The organism is Acinetobacter sp. SwsAc4 (genome assembly GCF_013391535.1).
GTDB lineage: Bacteria > Pseudomonadota > Gammaproteobacteria > Pseudomonadales > Moraxellaceae > Acinetobacter.
Genome location: NZ_JACAXC010000006.1, coordinates 30,987 through 45,616 on the forward strand (window position 1 = coordinate 30,987; position 14,630 = coordinate 45,616).

24 protein-coding genes are annotated in these 14,630 nt (G+C 42.3%); 19 read left to right on the forward strand and 5 right to left on the reverse strand.

Translation table 11 applies throughout. The annotated features are described in order from the left end of the window. Window positions 1-8: 8 nt before the first annotated feature. From yihA to HYG88_RS04935, 5 genes are all read right to left on the reverse strand, one after another. Window positions 9-785, reverse strand: a complete 777-nt coding sequence (gene yihA, locus HYG88_RS04915) for a ribosome biogenesis GTP-binding protein YihA/YsxC (RefSeq protein ID WP_178882677.1) — start codon at window positions 783-785, stop codon at window positions 9-11. Window positions 786-859: 74 nt separating this feature from the next. Further along, window positions 860-1,312: an Rrf2 family transcriptional regulator gene (locus HYG88_RS04920; protein WP_004660334.1), complete on the reverse strand. Its 453-nt coding sequence runs from the start codon at window positions 1,310-1,312 to the stop codon at window positions 860-862. 79 nt (window positions 1,313-1,391) lie between these two features. Next, window positions 1,392-2,603: an NO-inducible flavohemoprotein gene (gene hmpA / locus HYG88_RS04925; RefSeq protein ID WP_178882678.1), complete on the reverse strand. Its 1,212-nt coding sequence runs from the start codon at window positions 2,601-2,603 to the stop codon at window positions 1,392-1,394. Window positions 2,604-2,745: 142 nt separating this feature from the next. Further along, window positions 2,746-4,293, reverse strand: coding sequence for a helicase HerA-like domain-containing protein (locus HYG88_RS04930; protein WP_178882679.1), 1,548 nt, complete (start codon window positions 4,291-4,293; stop codon window positions 2,746-2,748). Between the two features lie 19 nt (window positions 4,294-4,312). Continuing rightward, window positions 4,313-5,506, reverse strand: a complete 1,194-nt coding sequence (locus HYG88_RS04935; protein WP_178882680.1) for a PLP-dependent transferase — start codon at window positions 5,504-5,506, stop codon at window positions 4,313-4,315. Between the two features lie 167 nt (window positions 5,507-5,673). On the opposite strand from HYG88_RS04935, the gene HYG88_RS04940 reads away from it, so the two are divergent. From HYG88_RS04940 to rplR, 19 genes are all read left to right on the forward strand, one after another. Next, window positions 5,674-6,402 (forward strand): type 1 glutamine amidotransferase, encoded by a 729-nt coding sequence (locus tag HYG88_RS04940; protein WP_087547739.1) that lies wholly within the window; start codon window positions 5,674-5,676, stop codon window positions 6,400-6,402. Between the two features lie 226 nt (window positions 6,403-6,628). Beyond that, window positions 6,629-6,940 (forward strand): 30S ribosomal protein S10, encoded by a 312-nt coding sequence (gene rpsJ, locus HYG88_RS04945; RefSeq protein WP_000070912.1) that lies wholly within the window; start codon window positions 6,629-6,631, stop codon window positions 6,938-6,940. Between the two features lie 57 nt (window positions 6,941-6,997). Further along, window positions 6,998-7,636 carry a 50S ribosomal protein L3 gene (gene rplC, locus HYG88_RS04950; protein ID WP_004777442.1) on the forward strand — a complete coding sequence of 213 codons (639 nt, stop codon included), beginning with the start codon at window positions 6,998-7,000 and terminating at the stop codon, window positions 7,634-7,636. Window positions 7,637-7,647: 11 nt separating this feature from the next. After that, on the forward strand, window positions 7,648-8,250 hold the full coding sequence (gene rplD / locus HYG88_RS04955) for a 50S ribosomal protein L4 (RefSeq protein ID WP_004660347.1): 603 nt from the start codon (window positions 7,648-7,650) through the stop codon (window positions 8,248-8,250). Further along, complete coding sequence (gene rplW / locus HYG88_RS04960; protein WP_038346096.1) at window positions 8,247-8,567, forward strand: 50S ribosomal protein L23; 321 nt, start codon at window positions 8,247-8,249, stop codon at window positions 8,565-8,567. Before rplD ends, rplW begins: the two co-directional genes overlap by 4 nt. Window positions 8,568-8,578: 11 nt before the next feature. Beyond that, window positions 8,579-9,403, forward strand: coding sequence for a 50S ribosomal protein L2 (gene rplB / locus HYG88_RS04965; protein ID WP_004660349.1), 825 nt, complete (start codon window positions 8,579-8,581; stop codon window positions 9,401-9,403). Window positions 9,404-9,416: 13 nt separating this feature from the next. After that, complete coding sequence (gene rpsS, locus HYG88_RS04970; RefSeq protein WP_004641066.1) at window positions 9,417-9,692, forward strand: 30S ribosomal protein S19; 276 nt, start codon at window positions 9,417-9,419, stop codon at window positions 9,690-9,692. Window positions 9,693-9,703: 11 nt separating this feature from the next. Next, window positions 9,704-10,033: a 50S ribosomal protein L22 gene (rplV, locus tag HYG88_RS04975; RefSeq protein ID WP_004657676.1), complete on the forward strand. Its 330-nt coding sequence runs from the start codon at window positions 9,704-9,706 to the stop codon at window positions 10,031-10,033. Window position 10,034: 1 nt separating this feature from the next. After that, entirely contained in the window at window positions 10,035-10,787 is a 753-nt protein-coding gene (rpsC, locus tag HYG88_RS04980) for a 30S ribosomal protein S3 (RefSeq protein ID WP_004660353.1), read from the forward strand. Between the two features lie 3 nt (window positions 10,788-10,790). Further along, window positions 10,791-11,204: a 50S ribosomal protein L16 gene (rplP, locus tag HYG88_RS04985; RefSeq protein ID WP_004657678.1), complete on the forward strand. Its 414-nt coding sequence runs from the start codon at window positions 10,791-10,793 to the stop codon at window positions 11,202-11,204. Then, a complete protein-coding gene (rpmC, locus tag HYG88_RS04990) occupies window positions 11,204-11,401 on the forward strand; it encodes a 50S ribosomal protein L29 (protein WP_004660354.1) in 198 nt (65 codons plus the stop codon). Before rplP ends, rpmC begins: the two co-directional genes overlap by 1 nt. Further along, window positions 11,398-11,655, forward strand: a complete 258-nt coding sequence (rpsQ, locus tag HYG88_RS04995; RefSeq protein ID WP_004641057.1) for a 30S ribosomal protein S17 — start codon at window positions 11,398-11,400, stop codon at window positions 11,653-11,655. Before rpmC ends, rpsQ begins: the two co-directional genes overlap by 4 nt. Before the next feature lie 92 nt (window positions 11,656-11,747). Beyond that, entirely contained in the window at window positions 11,748-12,116 is a 369-nt protein-coding gene (gene rplN / locus HYG88_RS05000) for a 50S ribosomal protein L14 (RefSeq protein ID WP_004657680.1), read from the forward strand. A 9-nt stretch (window positions 12,117-12,125) separates the two neighbouring features. Then, on the forward strand, window positions 12,126-12,443 hold the full coding sequence (gene rplX / locus HYG88_RS05005; RefSeq protein WP_004641054.1) for a 50S ribosomal protein L24: 318 nt from the start codon (window positions 12,126-12,128) through the stop codon (window positions 12,441-12,443). A gap of 15 nt (window positions 12,444-12,458) precedes the next feature. Continuing rightward, window positions 12,459-12,995: a 50S ribosomal protein L5 gene (gene rplE / locus HYG88_RS05010; protein WP_004660357.1), complete on the forward strand. Its 537-nt coding sequence runs from the start codon at window positions 12,459-12,461 to the stop codon at window positions 12,993-12,995. Window positions 12,996-13,004: 9 nt separating this feature from the next. Then, window positions 13,005-13,310, forward strand: a complete 306-nt coding sequence (gene rpsN / locus HYG88_RS05015) for a 30S ribosomal protein S14 (RefSeq protein WP_004660360.1) — start codon at window positions 13,005-13,007, stop codon at window positions 13,308-13,310. 12 nt (window positions 13,311-13,322) lie between these two features. Then, entirely contained in the window at window positions 13,323-13,718 is a 396-nt protein-coding gene (gene rpsH, locus HYG88_RS05020) for a 30S ribosomal protein S8 (protein ID WP_004660361.1), read from the forward strand. A gap of 13 nt (window positions 13,719-13,731) precedes the next feature. Continuing rightward, entirely contained in the window at window positions 13,732-14,265 is a 534-nt protein-coding gene (gene rplF, locus HYG88_RS05025) for a 50S ribosomal protein L6 (RefSeq protein WP_178882681.1), read from the forward strand. A 14-nt stretch (window positions 14,266-14,279) separates the two neighbouring features. Then, a complete protein-coding gene (gene rplR, locus HYG88_RS05030; protein WP_004660364.1) occupies window positions 14,280-14,630 on the forward strand; it encodes a 50S ribosomal protein L18 in 351 nt (116 codons plus the stop codon).

A 14,630-nucleotide genomic window follows, 5' to 3' on the forward strand; every position in this document is an offset into this window, starting at 1 on the left:
TGCATTATTTATTCTTCGACGTCTACTTCTGAAGCTTCTGGGATCTGATCAAGGTCAAATTCTGCTGGTTGATCAAGTGTGAAATTTAAACGGCCACCCATGACGCTTGCCAATTCTTCTAAACCAATTCGATTGAGTGAAGAGAATAATTGAATCGAGAAATCAAGTTTCATTTTCTTCAACTGCTGCTTAATTTCTAATAGTACTTTATTGGCAGGGCCACGGTTTAATTTATCGGCTTTAGTAAGTAGGATATGCACAAACAAATGGCGTGAATGTGCCCATTCCAGCATCATTAAGTCAAAGTGTTGTAATGGATGGCGGATGTCCATTAACAGTACTAAGCCTTGTAAGCTTTTACGATGGATTAGGTAGTTCTCAAGTTCTTTCTGCCATACGATTTTCATGGCTTCAGGGACGGCTGCATAACCATAACCTGGCAAATCGACCAAACGTTGATCTGGATTACCTAAGCTAAAAAAGTTAATCATTTGCGTGCGGCCTGGTCTTTTTGAAGCGCGTGCGAGTTGCTTTTGATTAGTTAAAGCATTAATTGCACTCGATTTTCCTGCATTGGAACGACCTGCAAATGCGATTTCATAACCTGTATCTTCTACGCACAAATCCAGTTTAGGCGCACTCATCAAAAATTCAGCTTGGCGTAACCAAGTCAAAGACTGCACTGCATACGCGGTTACAGCAGGATCAGTCTTTTTTTCATAACTGATTTTTTGTTTAGGTGCGAGTTTGGCTTTGGTGTCTTTCGATTTTTCACTACGACGCATAGAAGCTTACTTTTTGAATTGAAATAGCAACGACTATTATAAAGGATGTGAGAGATTCGTGCGAATCTTGATGTTTAGGCTTTTTGAACGAGTTGTAAAAAGTCAATATTTGAATTTGTAGAAGAGGGAAGAATGCCATATTGCACCACTTCTCCAAGCGTATATTGATCAAGGCTTTGATAAAAACATTCTAAAGCTTGATCCAAAATACTTTTAAGTCCGCAATGAGAGCGCAAAACACAAGGTGGCGTATTACATTCTACGATTTGATGATTGCCTTGTAGGATACGAACAATTTCACCTAGTTTTAAACTTTTGGCTTCTGGATTTAAACGAAGTCCACCGCCTTTGCCGCGAATCGTTACAATCCAATGCTGTTTTCCCATGAAGTGAACGATTTTCACTAAATGGTTTTGGGATACATGCAAGTCCCGTGCAATATCTGCAATCGTATACGGTACATCACTCGGACGAGCGACATACATTAAGATTCTGAGTGCATAATCAGTAAACTTATTGAGTTGCATGGGTTTTCACTCAATCTATTGCTTTAAACAGAAAGGGCTAGTCTAACATAGACTAGCCCTATGCAAAACGCAGCACCGATTAGTTGAGTTTTACGCCACCCGTACCGAATGCTTCGCTATGAATGTTTTCGGCAGGAATACCACGGGCAACCAGTGCCTTATGCTGTTCCGCCATAAATGGCATTGGACCACACAGATAATAGTCTGCATTGATTGGCAGTAAAGCGGCATCCATCGCTGCTAAATCCAGACGGCCAGCAACGTCATAATCTTCACCTAGCACATCACTTTCATGTGGAAACTCATAAGCAGTGAATGTGCTCAGACGTGGATACTTTGCTTTTAGTTCATGGATATGCTTTTTCATGGCATGCACCTGACTGCTACGGCAGGCATGAATAAAGCTGACAGGCTGAGGCATATCTTCTGTCACCAATTGATTCAGCATTGCAATCATTGGCGTTAAGCCAACACCACCACTAATAAATACATTACGTTTGCTGCTATCAATTAAATAGAAGTTACCTGTTGGTGCAGAAACTTCAATTTCTGAACCCTCAGCCAAACCATGCAACGTACTAGATACCCAGCCACCTGCCAAATCACCTTTTTCATCTTCACGCTTGACTGAAATACGTAAGTAATCTGCTTGAGGGCTCGTTGAAAGCGTGTATTGACGTGGCTGTCTTAAACCTAGTTCCTCAACAAATACACGGACTGAAATGTATTGACCTGCTTCATATTTAGGTAATTCACCGCCATCCACAGGAGCTAAATAGAATGAAGTAATTTCATCGCTTTCAACGACTTTTTTGGCAATTTTGAAATTGCGCCAACCTAACCAACTGCCTTTGGTTTGTTGATGTTGATCATAGATCGCTTTTTCAGTGCTAATAAATAAGTCAGCTAATTGACCATAAGCGGCAGCCCATGCACCAATCAATGGATCTTCCATCGAGATATTCAGTACTTCACTGATAGAGTGCAGTAAGTTCTCACCCACAATACTGTAATCAGGTGATTGAATATTCAAGCTCACATGTTTGTGTGCAATCAATTCGACCACAGGTAAAAGTACAGAAGGATCTTCAATATTTTCCGCATAAGCTAGTACAGCACCCGCAAGTGCTTGTGCTTGTGCACCACTACGTTGATGTCCCATATTGAAGGTTTCTTTTAATTCGGGGTTATTACCTAACATACGGTTGTAAAAGTAACCCGTGAGTGCCACACCATTTTCACGGAGTACAGGTACAGTTGCTTTTACAAGGTCAATTTGCTGCGGAGTCATGGGTGATCTCTCTTGGCTATCATTTATAAGATATATTTAAAATATACCTTATAAAATTTATTTGCAAGATCAGTTTTGATTAAACCATAAAAAAAATAGGGGATAAATGATTATTCCCTGTTTTTTAACATAATAAAGATTTTTATTTGCCAAATAATGAGCCAAGTAAACCGCGAACGATCTTTTGACCTGTAGAGCCGCCCAAGCTCCGAGCCGCACTTTTTGCAAAAGTTCCCACAATATCTTGGGTGAGTTTTTCGCGATCTCGTTGTGCTTTCTCTGCGGCTTTTTGCTGCTCTTTCGCAAAGCGTTCTTGTTCTTTCGCCTGTTGTTTGGCTAAAGCATCTTGTTCTTTGCTTTGCTGCTTTTCTAATTCATCTGCCTGTTTTTGTTGAGACTGTTGTAGCACTTTCTTTTGCAGCATTTCATAAGCACTATCACGATCCACAGCTTGATCATAAACACCTGCAACAATACTTTGCCCCATCATCACCTGTCGTTCTTCAGGAGTGATTGGGCTAAAAGAGGAGTAAGGGGGCATCACCCAACCGCGTTCAACAATCTGAGGGGTGCCTTGTTCATCCAAACAACTAATCAAAGCCTCACCTACAGCTAGTTCGGTAATCGCTTGATCAACCTTAAAATCAGGATTGGCTCGAAAGGTATCCGCTGCGGTTTTGACCACCTTTTGATCTTTTGGAGTAAATGCACGTAAGGCATGTTGCACACGGTTGCCTAATTGCCCTAAGACACTTTCTGGTAAATCCAGTGGATTTTGTGTAATAAAATAAATCCCCACACCTTTAGAGCGAATCAGGCGAACTACCTGTTCGATTTTCTGTTGCAATGCTGGACTGGCATTATCAAATAACAAATGAGCCTCATCGAAGAAGAACACCAGTTTCGGCTTATCCATATCGCCAACTTCTGGGAGCTGCTCAAATAGCTCAGAAAGCATCCATAACAGGAATGTGGCATAAAGCTTCGGGGTATTCATCAACTTGTCGGCAGCTAAGATATTGATATAGCCATGACCATTGGTATCGGTCTGAATAAAGTCGAGAATATTCAGGCTAGGCTCACCAAAAAATTGCTCTCCACCTTGATCACCTAAAGCCAATAAATTACGTTGAATCGCCCCAAGACTAGCTGGAGAAAGGTTGCCATATTCAGCTTTTAATTCGGCTGTATTTTCGCTGACATAGGTCAGCATGGCTTTAAGGTCTTTGAAATCAATTAATAAAAGCCCTTGATCATCTGCAACGCGGAAAACGGCCGAAAGAACGCCTTCTTGTGTGTCATTCAGATTGAGCATTTGTGCCAAAAGTAACGGACCAATTTCTGAAATTGTGGTACGAATAGGATGACCTTGTTGTCCAAATAAATCCCAAAAAATAACAGGGGAAGCAGCAAATGAAATGGGTTCAAGTTGTAAGTTTTTTAAACGCTCATCAAATTTGGGGTTGCTACTTCCTGCTTTAGCCAAACTAGAGACATCACCTTTAGCATCTGCCAAAAAGACAGGTACGCCCAGCCGTGAGAAACTTTCGGCTAATACCTTCAGAGTCACTGTTTTACCTGTGCCTGTCGCACCTGCAATTAAACCGTGGCGGTTTGCAAATTGAGAATGTAAAACAATATCTTGCGTTGTATCTGTGGTTTTTTTTGCAATAATAATGGCTGTATTCATTCTTCACCTATGCTTTATTTCATTCGAGTTGTTTTAGTGCGTTTTGAATATCTTGGATTAAATCGTTTGGATGTTCTAGTCCTATGCAGAAGCGAACCAATAAACCTTGTTGTAAATGTGTATTTTCTAGTTCTCGCATCTGTTTTAAATCATAAAGCATAACAAGGCTGACAGGGCCGCCCCAACTGAATCCCAACTTAAATAAGTTTAAGCTATCGCAGAATTTTCGAATCGCTGCGAGATCATATTCAGGTTTGAAAATGACACTGACTAAACCTGCGCTTTTTCCTGTTTCACAGACTTGCTGCCAAAATAAATGGCCTGCTGAGTTGGCATCACTTGGATGTAAAACTTGGCAAAATTGAGATTGTTGCTTTAGCCAATCAAGCACTGCTATTGCACTGTTAGATTGTTGTTCATAACGAAGTGGCATATGAGCCAAGCTGCGTTGAATTTGTGCGGTATCATCGCCTGAAACACAGATCCCTTGGGTTGCATGCATACGGTACAGTTTATGATGTAATTGCGGATCTCGTGTAACCACTGAACCCATTAAAATATCGCCACCACCGCTTGGGTATTTGGTGAGTGCATGTATAGTGATGTCCACAGACAAATGCTCATCTGAAAAATCAAATGCATTAAAAGCTAGCCCTGCACCCCATGTATTATCCAATGCAGTGAGAACCTTCGCTTGCTGTGCTTTTTTAACCAGATTTTTGAGGTCGGGAAATTCTAAAGTGACAGAACCTGCCGCCTCTATCCAAATTAATTTAGCTTTTTCAGTTGGTTGGAAGCTATTTGCATCAATTGGGTTGTAGATTTTGACGTGAATGCCGTAGCGGTCTTGCAGATTCTTTAAGTGTTCCAGATTTGGGCCATAAATATTGTCTGCAACCCAAACTTCATCCCCTGAGCTTAAAAAAGTACTATTTACTAAATTGATTGCAGATAAGCCACTGGGTGCAAGTAAACAATAATTTCCACCTTCAATTCGAGCAATATTATCTCCTAATGTAAACGTGGTCGGTGTACCGTGTGTGCCATAACTATAATCATAAGGGTCAGTCCAGTGGCGATCAAAAAGGTGCGCTGTTGTTTTAAAAATAATCGTTGATGCACGAAATAGGGGAGGTTGAATCGTTTCTATGTATTGGGGAGCTTGGCGTGGTGCATGAATGAGTGTGGTTTGTAAGCTATTTTGTTTAGTCATGGGGCAACATTAAATCAATAGAATGATTTAGGTTAAGAGAAAATATCGAATCCTGCTAGTCATTTGCATATTTTGTACAGAATCGTTACGAATCAAAGCTTTTAGTCAAAACTGGCTTTATTTTTGCTAAGACTAATTATCATTCTAACTACAATAGGTTTACGCGCATGAAGTCGCATTTAAGAGTGCATTATTTTCAGCACATTGCAGGCGAGGGTTTTGGCAGTTGCTATGACTATTTAAAGGCACATCAAGCAAAAATTACCGCCACAGAGTTCTTTGCTTTACCCGTTGATTTATCTCTTGAATTGGAGGCCCTACCTAATATTGATGAAGTTGATTTGCTGATCATTATGGGGGGAACCATGAGTGTGAATGACGAAGCAAATTATCCTTGGTTAAAATTGGAAAAAAGATGGTTAAGACGTTATCTCTCTGCGGGTAAACCTGCAATTGGTTTATGTTTAGGGGGGCAACTGATTGCGAATGCACTCGGCGCATCTGTGAGTCGAAATCAACATCAAGAATTAGGTTGGATGGACGTAGTTCGTGTTTCACAGGTACCCGAAAATTACTTTCAAATACCAGAAAAAATTAACATTATGCAGTGGCATAGTGAAACCTTTGAAATCCCCAAAGGTGGTGTGCGTCTAGCAGAAAACAGGGTGTGCCGTAATCAGCTTTATCAGATCGGGCGGAATGTTCTGGGTTTTCAGTTTCATCCAGAAATGACACCACATGCTTTGCAATTATTGATTGAAAATGAAGAAGATAGTGCGGTATTTAATGGTGAATATGTTCAGCCAATCGCAGAATTAAAAAAAACGATTAAAAGTAAGTTTGAACAGGGTAATCAATTACTAAATCGAGCAATAGAGTATGTGGTGAATGCTTAATCAACTATAAAACTAAAAAAATAAAAGAAGAATTGCATAAGACTTAAACAATCGTTATAATGGGCGACCCTCAAATGGAGGGCGTTCACTACGAAGAAAGTAGTTAACGCATTACAGTCGTGGCATCGATCATGACCTTAGTGATTTTCACTGCCCTTGACACTTGCCAGTAAGGTGAGGTGCGTCATGGGTGATTCTTTATATTTTTGGCTTGGAGTTTACTGGTATGTCTAACCAGAGAATTCGTATCCGTTTGAAGTCTTTTGATCATCGCCTGATTGATCAATCTGCTCAAGAGATCGTAGAAACCGCTAAGCGTACTGGCGCACAAGTGTGTGGTCCAATCCCGATGCCTACTCGCATCGAACGCTTCAACGTTCTTACTTCACCACACGTCAACAAAGACGCTCGTGATCAGTACGAAATCCGCACTTATAAACGTTTGATCGACATCGTTCAACCTACAGATAAAACTGTTGATGCATTGATGAAGTTAGATCTTGCTGCTGGTGTTGATGTTCAGATCGCTTTGGGTTAAGGCTTTCGGTTAATTAACTCTAAGTTAATTAGGCCGCTTTTTTAGAGGTTTATGCACATGGCTATTGGTTTAGTCGGTCGCAAATGTGGTATGACTCGCATCTTTACTGAAGCAGGTGTTTCTGTTCCAGTAACAGTGATCGAAGTCGATCCAAACCGCATTACGCAAATCAAAACACTTGAAACTGATGGTTATCAAGCAATTCAAGTAACTACTGGTGAACGTCGCGAATCGCGCGTAACTAACGCTCAGAAAGGCCACTTCGCGAAAGCGGGTGTTGCTGCTGGTCGTCTGGTTAAAGAGTTCCGTGTTACTGAAGCTGAGCTTGAAGGCCGTGAAGTTGGTGCTTCTATCGGTGTTGATTTGTTCACAGTTGGTCAAATTGTTGACGTAACTGGTCAATCAAAAGGTAAAGGCTTCCAAGGTGGTGTTAAGCGTTGGAATTTCCGTACGCAAGATGCTACTCATGGTAACTCTGTATCTCACCGTGTATTAGGTTCTACAGGTCAAAACCAGACTCCTGGTCGCGTGTTCAAAGGCAAGAAAATGGCTGGTCACTTAGGTGATGAACGCGTAACAGTTCAAGGTCTTGAAATTGTATCTATTGACGCTGAACGTTCTGTTTTAGTTGTTAAAGGTGCTGTTCCTGGTGCAACGAATGGTGACGTTATTGTACGTCCTACCATCAAGGCCTGAGGGGAAATACTGTGAATTTAAAAACTGTTTCCGGCTCTGCTGTTGAATTGTCTGAAGTTGCTTTCGGACGTGAGTTTAACGAAGCGCTTGTACACCAAGTTGTTACAGCTTACTTAGCTGGTGGTCGTCAAGGTTCGAAAGCTCAGAAATCACGTGCAGACGTTTCTGGCGGTGGTAAAAAACCATTCCGTCAAAAAGGTACTGGTCGCGCTCGTGCGGGTTCTATTCGTAGCCCGATCTGGGTTGGTGGTGGTAAAACTTTTGCTGCTCGCCCACAAGATTGGTCTCAAAAAGTAAACCGTAAGATGTATCGCGGTGCAATGCAATGTATCTTAGCTGAACTTGTTCGCCAAGATCGTCTTGTATTAGTTGAAGAGTTTGCTGTTGCAGCTCCAAAAACTAAAGACTTGCTTGCAAAACTTACAGACTTGAATGCAACTCGTGCATTGATCATTACAGATGCTGTAGATGAGAACTTGTATCTTGCAGCTCGCAACCTTCCACACGTTGATGTGGTTGATGCTACTGCTATTGATCCTGTTAGCTTGATTGCATTTGATAAAGTTGTAATGTCTGTAGCTGCTGCTAAGAAAATTGAGGTAGAACTCGGATGAACAACGAACGTATCTATCAAGTCCTATTAGGACCAGTATTCTCAGAAAAAGCACAAGTTTTAGGTGATACTGCTGGTGTTCAAGTGTTCAAAGTTGCATTAAATGCAAACAAACTTGAAATCAAAAAAGCAGTTGAGCAGCTCTTTGGTGTTGAAGTTGTAAAAGTTAATACAACGATCACTAAAGGTAAAACAAAACGCTTTGGTAAAACATTAGGACGTCGTTCTGATGTGAAAAAAGCATACGTCACCCTGAAAGCTGGCCAAGATGTAGAAATGGCTGACTTGGGCGATACCGCTGAAAACGCAGCGGAATAAGGACGAGAATTATGCCAATTCAAAAATGTAAGCCAACGTCTCCAGGACGTCGCTTTGTAGAGAAAGTGGTTCATGACCATCTTCACAAAGGCGCTCCTTATGCACCGTTGGTAGAAGCTAAAAAACGTACTGGTGGTCGTAATAATAATGGTCACATCACTACACGTCACGTGGGTGGTGGTCATAAGCAAAACTACCGTATTGTTGACTTTAAACGTAACAAAGATGGTATTCCAGCGACTGTAGAGCGCATCGAATACGATCCTAACCGTACAGCTCATATTGCTTTATTGAAATATGCTGATGGTGAACGTCGTTATATCATTGCACCTAAAGGCTTACGTGCTGGTGATAAAGTACAATCTGGTAACGATGCTCCAATTCGTCCAGGTAACTGCTTGCCACTTCGCAATATGCCAATCGGTTCTACGCTTCACAACCTTGAACTTAAAATCGGTAAAGGTGCTCAATTAGCACGTTCTGCTGGTACTTCAGTTCAGTTGTTGGGTCGTGATGGTTCTTACGCTATCGTTCGTTTACGTTCTGGTGAAATGCGTAAAGTACACGTTGAATGTCGTGCTGTAATTGGTGAAGTTTCTAACCAAGAAAGCAACCTTCGTTCATTGGGTAAAGCTGGTGCTGCGCGCTGGCGTGGTATTCGTCCTACCGTTCGTGGTATGGCGATGAACCCGGTAGATCACCCGCACGGTGGTGGTGAAGGACGTAGTAAAGGTATTCAACCTGTAAGTCCATGGGGTCAAAAAGCTAAAGGGTACAAGACACGTACCAATAAGCGTACGACTAAGATGATTATTCGCGACCGTCGCGTCAAGTAAGGGAATCTGAATAATGCCTCGTTCATTAAAAAAAGGTCCATTCGTCGACGCGCATTTGTTCGCTAAGGTTGAAGCTGCGATTGCTGCTAACAACCGTAAGCCGATCAAAACATGGTCACGTCGTTCAATGATCCTTCCAGACTTTGTTGGTTTAACAATTTCTGTTCACAATGGCCGTAACCACGTTCCAGTAATTGTTACTGAACACATGGTTGGTCATAAATTGGGTGAATTCGCACCAACTCGTACCTATCGTGGTCACGGTGTTGATAAGAAGTCTAAACGTTAATAGGTGCTATGATGGAAGTAACTGCTAAATTACGCGGTGCCGCTATCTCGGCACAAAAAGCACGTTTAGTTGCTGATTTGATCCGTGGTAAGTCGGTTGCACGTGCGATAGACATTTTGAACTTCAGCAACAAGAAAGCAGCTGTGCTCGTTAAAAAAGCACTTGAATCTGCAATCGCGAATGCTGAACATAACAACAGCTTAGATGTTGATGACCTTAAAGTAACTACGATTTACGTTGATGAAGGCATGAGCCTTAAACGTATTATGCCACGTGCTAAAGGCCGTGCAGATCGTATTACTAAGCGTACTTGTCACATCACCGTTAAGGTAGGGGTTTGATATGGGTCAGAAGGTTCATCCAATCGGTATCCGCCTAGGTGTTGTGAAACGTCATAACGCTAACTGGTATGCGAGTCCGAAACAATACGCTGAATACTTGCTTAAAGATCTTCAAGTTCGTGAGTTTTTGCTTAAAAAACTTAAGAATGCGATGGTAAGCAATATTCTTATCGAACGTCCTACAGGTGCTGCTAAAGTAACAATTAGCACTGCTCGTCCTGGTATCGTGATCGGTAAGAAAGGCGAAGATATTGAGAAATTACAGCGCGAACTCACCAACATTATGGGTGTTCCAGCTCAAGTTAGCATCAATGAAATTGATCGCCCTGACTTGGATGCACGTTTAGTTGCTGAAGCAATTGCTTCTCAATTAGAAAAGCGTGTTATGTTCCGTCGTGCTATGAAGCGTGCGGTTCAAAACACAATGCGTGCTGGCGCTAAAGGTATCAAAGTTGAAGTTTCTGGCCGTTTAGGTGGTGCAGAGATCGCTCGTACTGAGTGGTATCGTGAAGGTCGTGTACCTTTGCATACACTTCGTGCTGACATCGACTATGCTACTATGCGTGCAGAAACAACATACGGTACGATCGGTGTTAAAGTTTGGATTTTCCGTGGCGAGATTTTAGGTGGCATGAAACAAGTCATGAACCCTGCTCCTGCTGAAGAGCGTCCAGCTAAACGCGGTCGTGGTCGTGGTGAAGGTCAAGAGCGTCGTGGTCGTCGCGGTGACCGTGCTGCTGACAAGGGAGAATAATCCATGTTGCAACCTAAACGTACCAAATTCCGTAAAGTGCACAAAGGCCGTAACACTGGTCTAGCGCATCGTGGTAGTACAGTATCATTTGGTTCGATTGCAATTAAAGCAACTGAACGTGGTCGTATGACTGCGCGTCAGATTGAAGCTGCACGTCGTACCATTAGCCGTCGTATTAAACGTGGTGGTAAAATCTTCATCCGCGTATTCCCGGACAAACCAATTACCGAAAAACCATTAGAAGTTCGTATGGGTAAAGGTAAGGGTAGTGTGGAATACTGGGTTTGTCAGATCCAGCCAGGTAAGATCCTGTACGAAATTGAAGGTGTTAGCGATGAGTTGGCGCGTGAAGCTTTTGCTTTAGCCGCTGCTAAACTCCCGTTTAAAACCACTATCGTGACTCGGACGGTGATGTAATGAAAATTAAAGATCTACGTGAAAAGTCGGTAGAAGAGTTGAAAGCTTTGCTTGATGAGCAACAGCTTAACCAATTCCGTCTTCGTATGGCGAAAGCAACTGGTCAATTAGGCAAATCGCATGAAGTGCAAATTGCTCGTAAGACAATTGCTCGTATCAAGACACTCCTTACCGAAAAACAGGGGAACGGACAATGAGTGAAAAAACAGTCCGCACGTTAACCGGCAAAGTTGTAAGTGACAAAATGGACAAGTCTATTGTTGTGCTTATTGAACGCCGCGTTCAACACCCGTTGTACGGCAAATCAATCCGCCGTTCAACTAAATTACACGCTCATGATGAGAACAATGTTGCTAAAACTGGCGACTTAGTGACCATCAAAGAAAGCCGCCCAATTTCTAAAACTAAAGCTTGGACTTTAGTGGAAGTCGTTGAAGCAGCTGCTGAGTAATTAGACGTTCTTGTTGCATCATCGGACAATTTCGAGTACTCTTTGAGCCTTTCGAAATTGCGACCGGTGATGCTCGGTTTTGGAGTAGGGCAATGATTCAAACCGAAAGTATGCTCGACGTAGCAGACAACAGTGGTGCACGCCGCGTACAATGTATTAAAGTACTTGGTGGTTCACACCGTCGTTATGCTTCAGTTGGCGATATTATTAAAGTTACTGTAAAAGAAGCAATTCCGCGCGCACGTGTTAAAAAAGGTGACGTGATGAATGCTGTAGTTGTACGTACAAAATTCGGCATCCGTCGTCCAGATGGTTCTGTTATTCGTTTCGACGATAACGCAGCTGTTATTTTGAACAACAACAAAGCTCCGATTGCGACTCGTATCTTCGGACCAGTGACTCGTGAACTTCGTACTGAACAGTTCATGAAAATCATTTCATTGGCTCCTGAAGTTTTATAAGAGGCAATCATGGCTAAGATTAAAAAAGGCGATCAAGTAATTGTGATCGCAGGTAAAGAAAAAGGCAAACAAGGTGTTGTTTTGTCTGTTTCTGAAGATCGAGTTAAGGTCGAAGGTCTTAACTTAGTGAAGAAGCATCAAAAGCCAAACCGTGTAACTGGCGCTGAAGGCGGTATCGTTACTCAAGAGGCAACGCTTCATATTTCAAACGTGGCAATTTTTAATGCTACAACCCAAAAGGCTGACCGTATTGGTTACCAAGTGATTGATGGCGCGAAAACTCGTGTTTACAAATCAAATGGTGAATCAGTGGCGGTAGCGAAGTAATAGGTTGAATAGGCGATGGCCAGACTTAAAGCACGTTATAACGACGAACTTAAAGCGAAGTTACAAGAAGAACTTGGCGTTAAGAATGTGATGGATATTCCTCGCATCACGAAAATCACTCTGAATATGGGTGTAGGCGCAGCTGCAACTGATAAGAAATTATTAGATGGCGCTGTTGCTGATATGCAACTGATTGCTGGTCAAAAACCAGTTGTGACACTTGCACGTAAATCAATCGCTGGTTTTAAAATCCGTGATGGTTGGCCAATTGGTTGTAAAGTTACTTTACGTGGCGACCAAATGTACGAATTCTTGGATCGCTTGATCTCGATCGCTATCCCTCGTATCCGTGACTTCCGTGGTTTCTCTTCGAAATCATTTGATGGTCGTGGTAACTACTCTATGGGTTTAAAAGAGCAGATCGTTTTCCCTGAAATCGATTTTGACAAAATTGATCGTATCCGTGGTTTAGATATCACTATTACGACCACTGCTCGTAGCGATGACGAAGGCCGTGCGCTTATGCGTGCATTCGGCTTCCCGTTCAAATAAGAGGTCGATATGGCTAAGAAAGGTATGATTAATCGCGAATTGAAACGCGAAAAGACAGTTGCTAAATACGCTGCAAAACGTGCTGAATTAAAAGCAACGATTGCAAACGTAAATGCATCTGATGAAGAACGTTTCGAAGCGATGATGAAGTTACAAGCATTACCACGTAATGCATCTCCAGTACGTCTTCGTAACCGCTGTGGTTTAACTGGTCGTCCTCATGGTTACTTCCGTAAGTTCGGTTTAAGCCGTAACAAATTACGCGATACAGTAATGCAGGGTGATGTACCAGGCGTTGTTAAAGCAAGCTGGTAAGGAGCGACTATAATGAGTATGCAAGATACCGTTGCCGACATGTTAACGCGTGTTCGTAACGCTCAAATGGCAAAGAAACAAGTTGTTTCTATGCCTTCTTCTAAGTTGAAGGTTGCTATTGCAAACGTTCTTCAACAAGAAGGTTATATTTCAAATGTAGAAGTTGCTCAAGAAGATGCAAAAGCTACTTTGACTATTACGTTAAAATATTTCGAAGGCAAACCAGTTATCGAAACTGTGAAGCGCGTAAGCCGTCCTGGTCTACGTCAGTATCGCGGTAAAGATGCACTTCCAAGCGTTAAGCAAGGTTTAGGTATTGCAATTGTTTCTACAAGCAAAGGCATCATGACTGATCGCGCTGCACGTGCTGCGGGCGTTGGTGGTGAAGTTATTGCTTTTGTTTCTTAATAGGTGATTCCTCATGTCTCGTGTGGCTAAAGCCCCAGTAACTGTACCTAATGGTGTAACAGTTACTCAGAACGGCCGGCAGGTCGAAGTGAAAGGCACTAAAGGTACATTGTCTTTCAACCTGCATGCGCTGGTCGAGCTAAAACAGGAAGAAGGTAAACTTCAACTTGCTCCAGTTAAAGAGTCGAAAGATGCTTGGATGCAAGCTGGTACTGCTCGCGCTGTATTGAACAACTTTGTAAAAGGTGTTAGCGAAGGCTTCGAACGTAAGTTACAGCTAGTTGGTGTTGGTTACAAAGCAGCAGTTAAAGGCACTGTCGTTAACCTTGCTTTAGGTTATTCACACCCAATTGACTACGCTTTACCAGAAGGTGTAACAGCGGAAACTCCAACTGCAACTGAAATCATTTTGAAATCAGCAAACAAGCAGTTGTTAGGTCAAGTAGCAGCGGAAATCCGTGCATACCGTTCTCCTGAACCATATAAAGGTAAAGGTGTTCGTTATTCGGATGAAGTTATTCTTCGTAAAGAAGCTAAGAAGAAATAAGGCGCGAGGTTCTTATGAACGAAAAGAAACAAACCCGTTTGCGTCGTGCAAAAAGCACACGCTTGCACATTCGTGCATTGGGTGCGACTCGTTTGTGTGTAAACCGCACTCCGCGTCACATCTATGCTCAAGTTATTTCAGCAGATGGTGGCAAAGTTTTAGCGCAAGCTTCAACTTTAGATGCATCTTTGCGTAGTGGTGCGACTGGTAATATCGATGCAGCAACTAAGGTTGGTGCTTTAATCGCAGAACGTGCTAAAGCAGCTGGCGTTACTAAAGTTGCATTTGACCGTTCTGGTTTTAAATATCATGGTCGTATCAAAGCCTTGGCTGATGCTGCTCGTGAAGGCGGCTTGGAGTTCTAA

Bases quoted from the DNA above. Each gene is read 5' to 3' on its own strand.
- rplW (WP_038346096.1), top strand. From the start codon at position 8,247: ATGAACAACGAACGTATCTATCAAGTCCTATTAGGACCAGTATTCTCA.
- rplX (WP_004641054.1), top strand. From the start codon at position 12,126: ATGGCTAAGATTAAAAAAGGCGATCAAGTAATTGTGATCGCAGGTAAA.
- HYG88_RS04935 (WP_178882680.1), bottom strand. From the start codon at position 5,506: ATGACTAAACAAAATAGCTTACAAACCACACTCATTCATGCACCACGC.
- HYG88_RS04920 (WP_004660334.1), bottom strand. From the start codon at position 1,312: ATGCAACTCAATAAGTTTACTGATTATGCACTCAGAATCTTAATGTAT.
- yihA (WP_178882677.1), bottom strand. From the start codon at position 785: ATGCGTCGTAGTGAAAAATCGAAAGACACCAAAGCCAAACTCGCACCT.
- HYG88_RS04940 (WP_087547739.1), top strand. From the start codon at position 5,674: ATGAAGTCGCATTTAAGAGTGCATTATTTTCAGCACATTGCAGGCGAG.
- rplF (WP_178882681.1), top strand. From the start codon at position 13,732: ATGTCTCGTGTGGCTAAAGCCCCAGTAACTGTACCTAATGGTGTAACA.
- rplB (WP_004660349.1), top strand. From the start codon at position 8,579: ATGCCAATTCAAAAATGTAAGCCAACGTCTCCAGGACGTCGCTTTGTA.
- rplN (WP_004657680.1), top strand. From the start codon at position 11,748: ATGATTCAAACCGAAAGTATGCTCGACGTAGCAGACAACAGTGGTGCA.
- rplP (WP_004657678.1), top strand. From the start codon at position 10,791: ATGTTGCAACCTAAACGTACCAAATTCCGTAAAGTGCACAAAGGCCGT.
- rpsQ (WP_004641057.1), top strand. From the start codon at position 11,398: ATGAGTGAAAAAACAGTCCGCACGTTAACCGGCAAAGTTGTAAGTGAC.
- rpsJ (WP_000070912.1), top strand. From the start codon at position 6,629: ATGTCTAACCAGAGAATTCGTATCCGTTTGAAGTCTTTTGATCATCGC.
- hmpA (WP_178882678.1), bottom strand. From the start codon at position 2,603: ATGACTCCGCAGCAAATTGACCTTGTAAAAGCAACTGTACCTGTACTC.
- rplR (WP_004660364.1), top strand. From the start codon at position 14,280: ATGAACGAAAAGAAACAAACCCGTTTGCGTCGTGCAAAAAGCACACGC.
- rpsC (WP_004660353.1), top strand. From the start codon at position 10,035: ATGGGTCAGAAGGTTCATCCAATCGGTATCCGCCTAGGTGTTGTGAAA.
- rplE (WP_004660357.1), top strand. From the start codon at position 12,459: ATGGCCAGACTTAAAGCACGTTATAACGACGAACTTAAAGCGAAGTTA.
- rpsH (WP_004660361.1), top strand. From the start codon at position 13,323: ATGAGTATGCAAGATACCGTTGCCGACATGTTAACGCGTGTTCGTAAC.
- rpsN (WP_004660360.1), top strand. From the start codon at position 13,005: ATGGCTAAGAAAGGTATGATTAATCGCGAATTGAAACGCGAAAAGACA.
- rplV (WP_004657676.1), top strand. From the start codon at position 9,704: ATGGAAGTAACTGCTAAATTACGCGGTGCCGCTATCTCGGCACAAAAA.
- HYG88_RS04930 (WP_178882679.1), bottom strand. From the start codon at position 4,293: ATGAATACAGCCATTATTATTGCAAAAAAAACCACAGATACAACGCAA.
- rplC (WP_004777442.1), top strand. From the start codon at position 6,998: ATGGCTATTGGTTTAGTCGGTCGCAAATGTGGTATGACTCGCATCTTT.
- rpsS (WP_004641066.1), top strand. From the start codon at position 9,417: ATGCCTCGTTCATTAAAAAAAGGTCCATTCGTCGACGCGCATTTGTTC.
- rpmC (WP_004660354.1), top strand. From the start codon at position 11,204: ATGAAAATTAAAGATCTACGTGAAAAGTCGGTAGAAGAGTTGAAAGCT.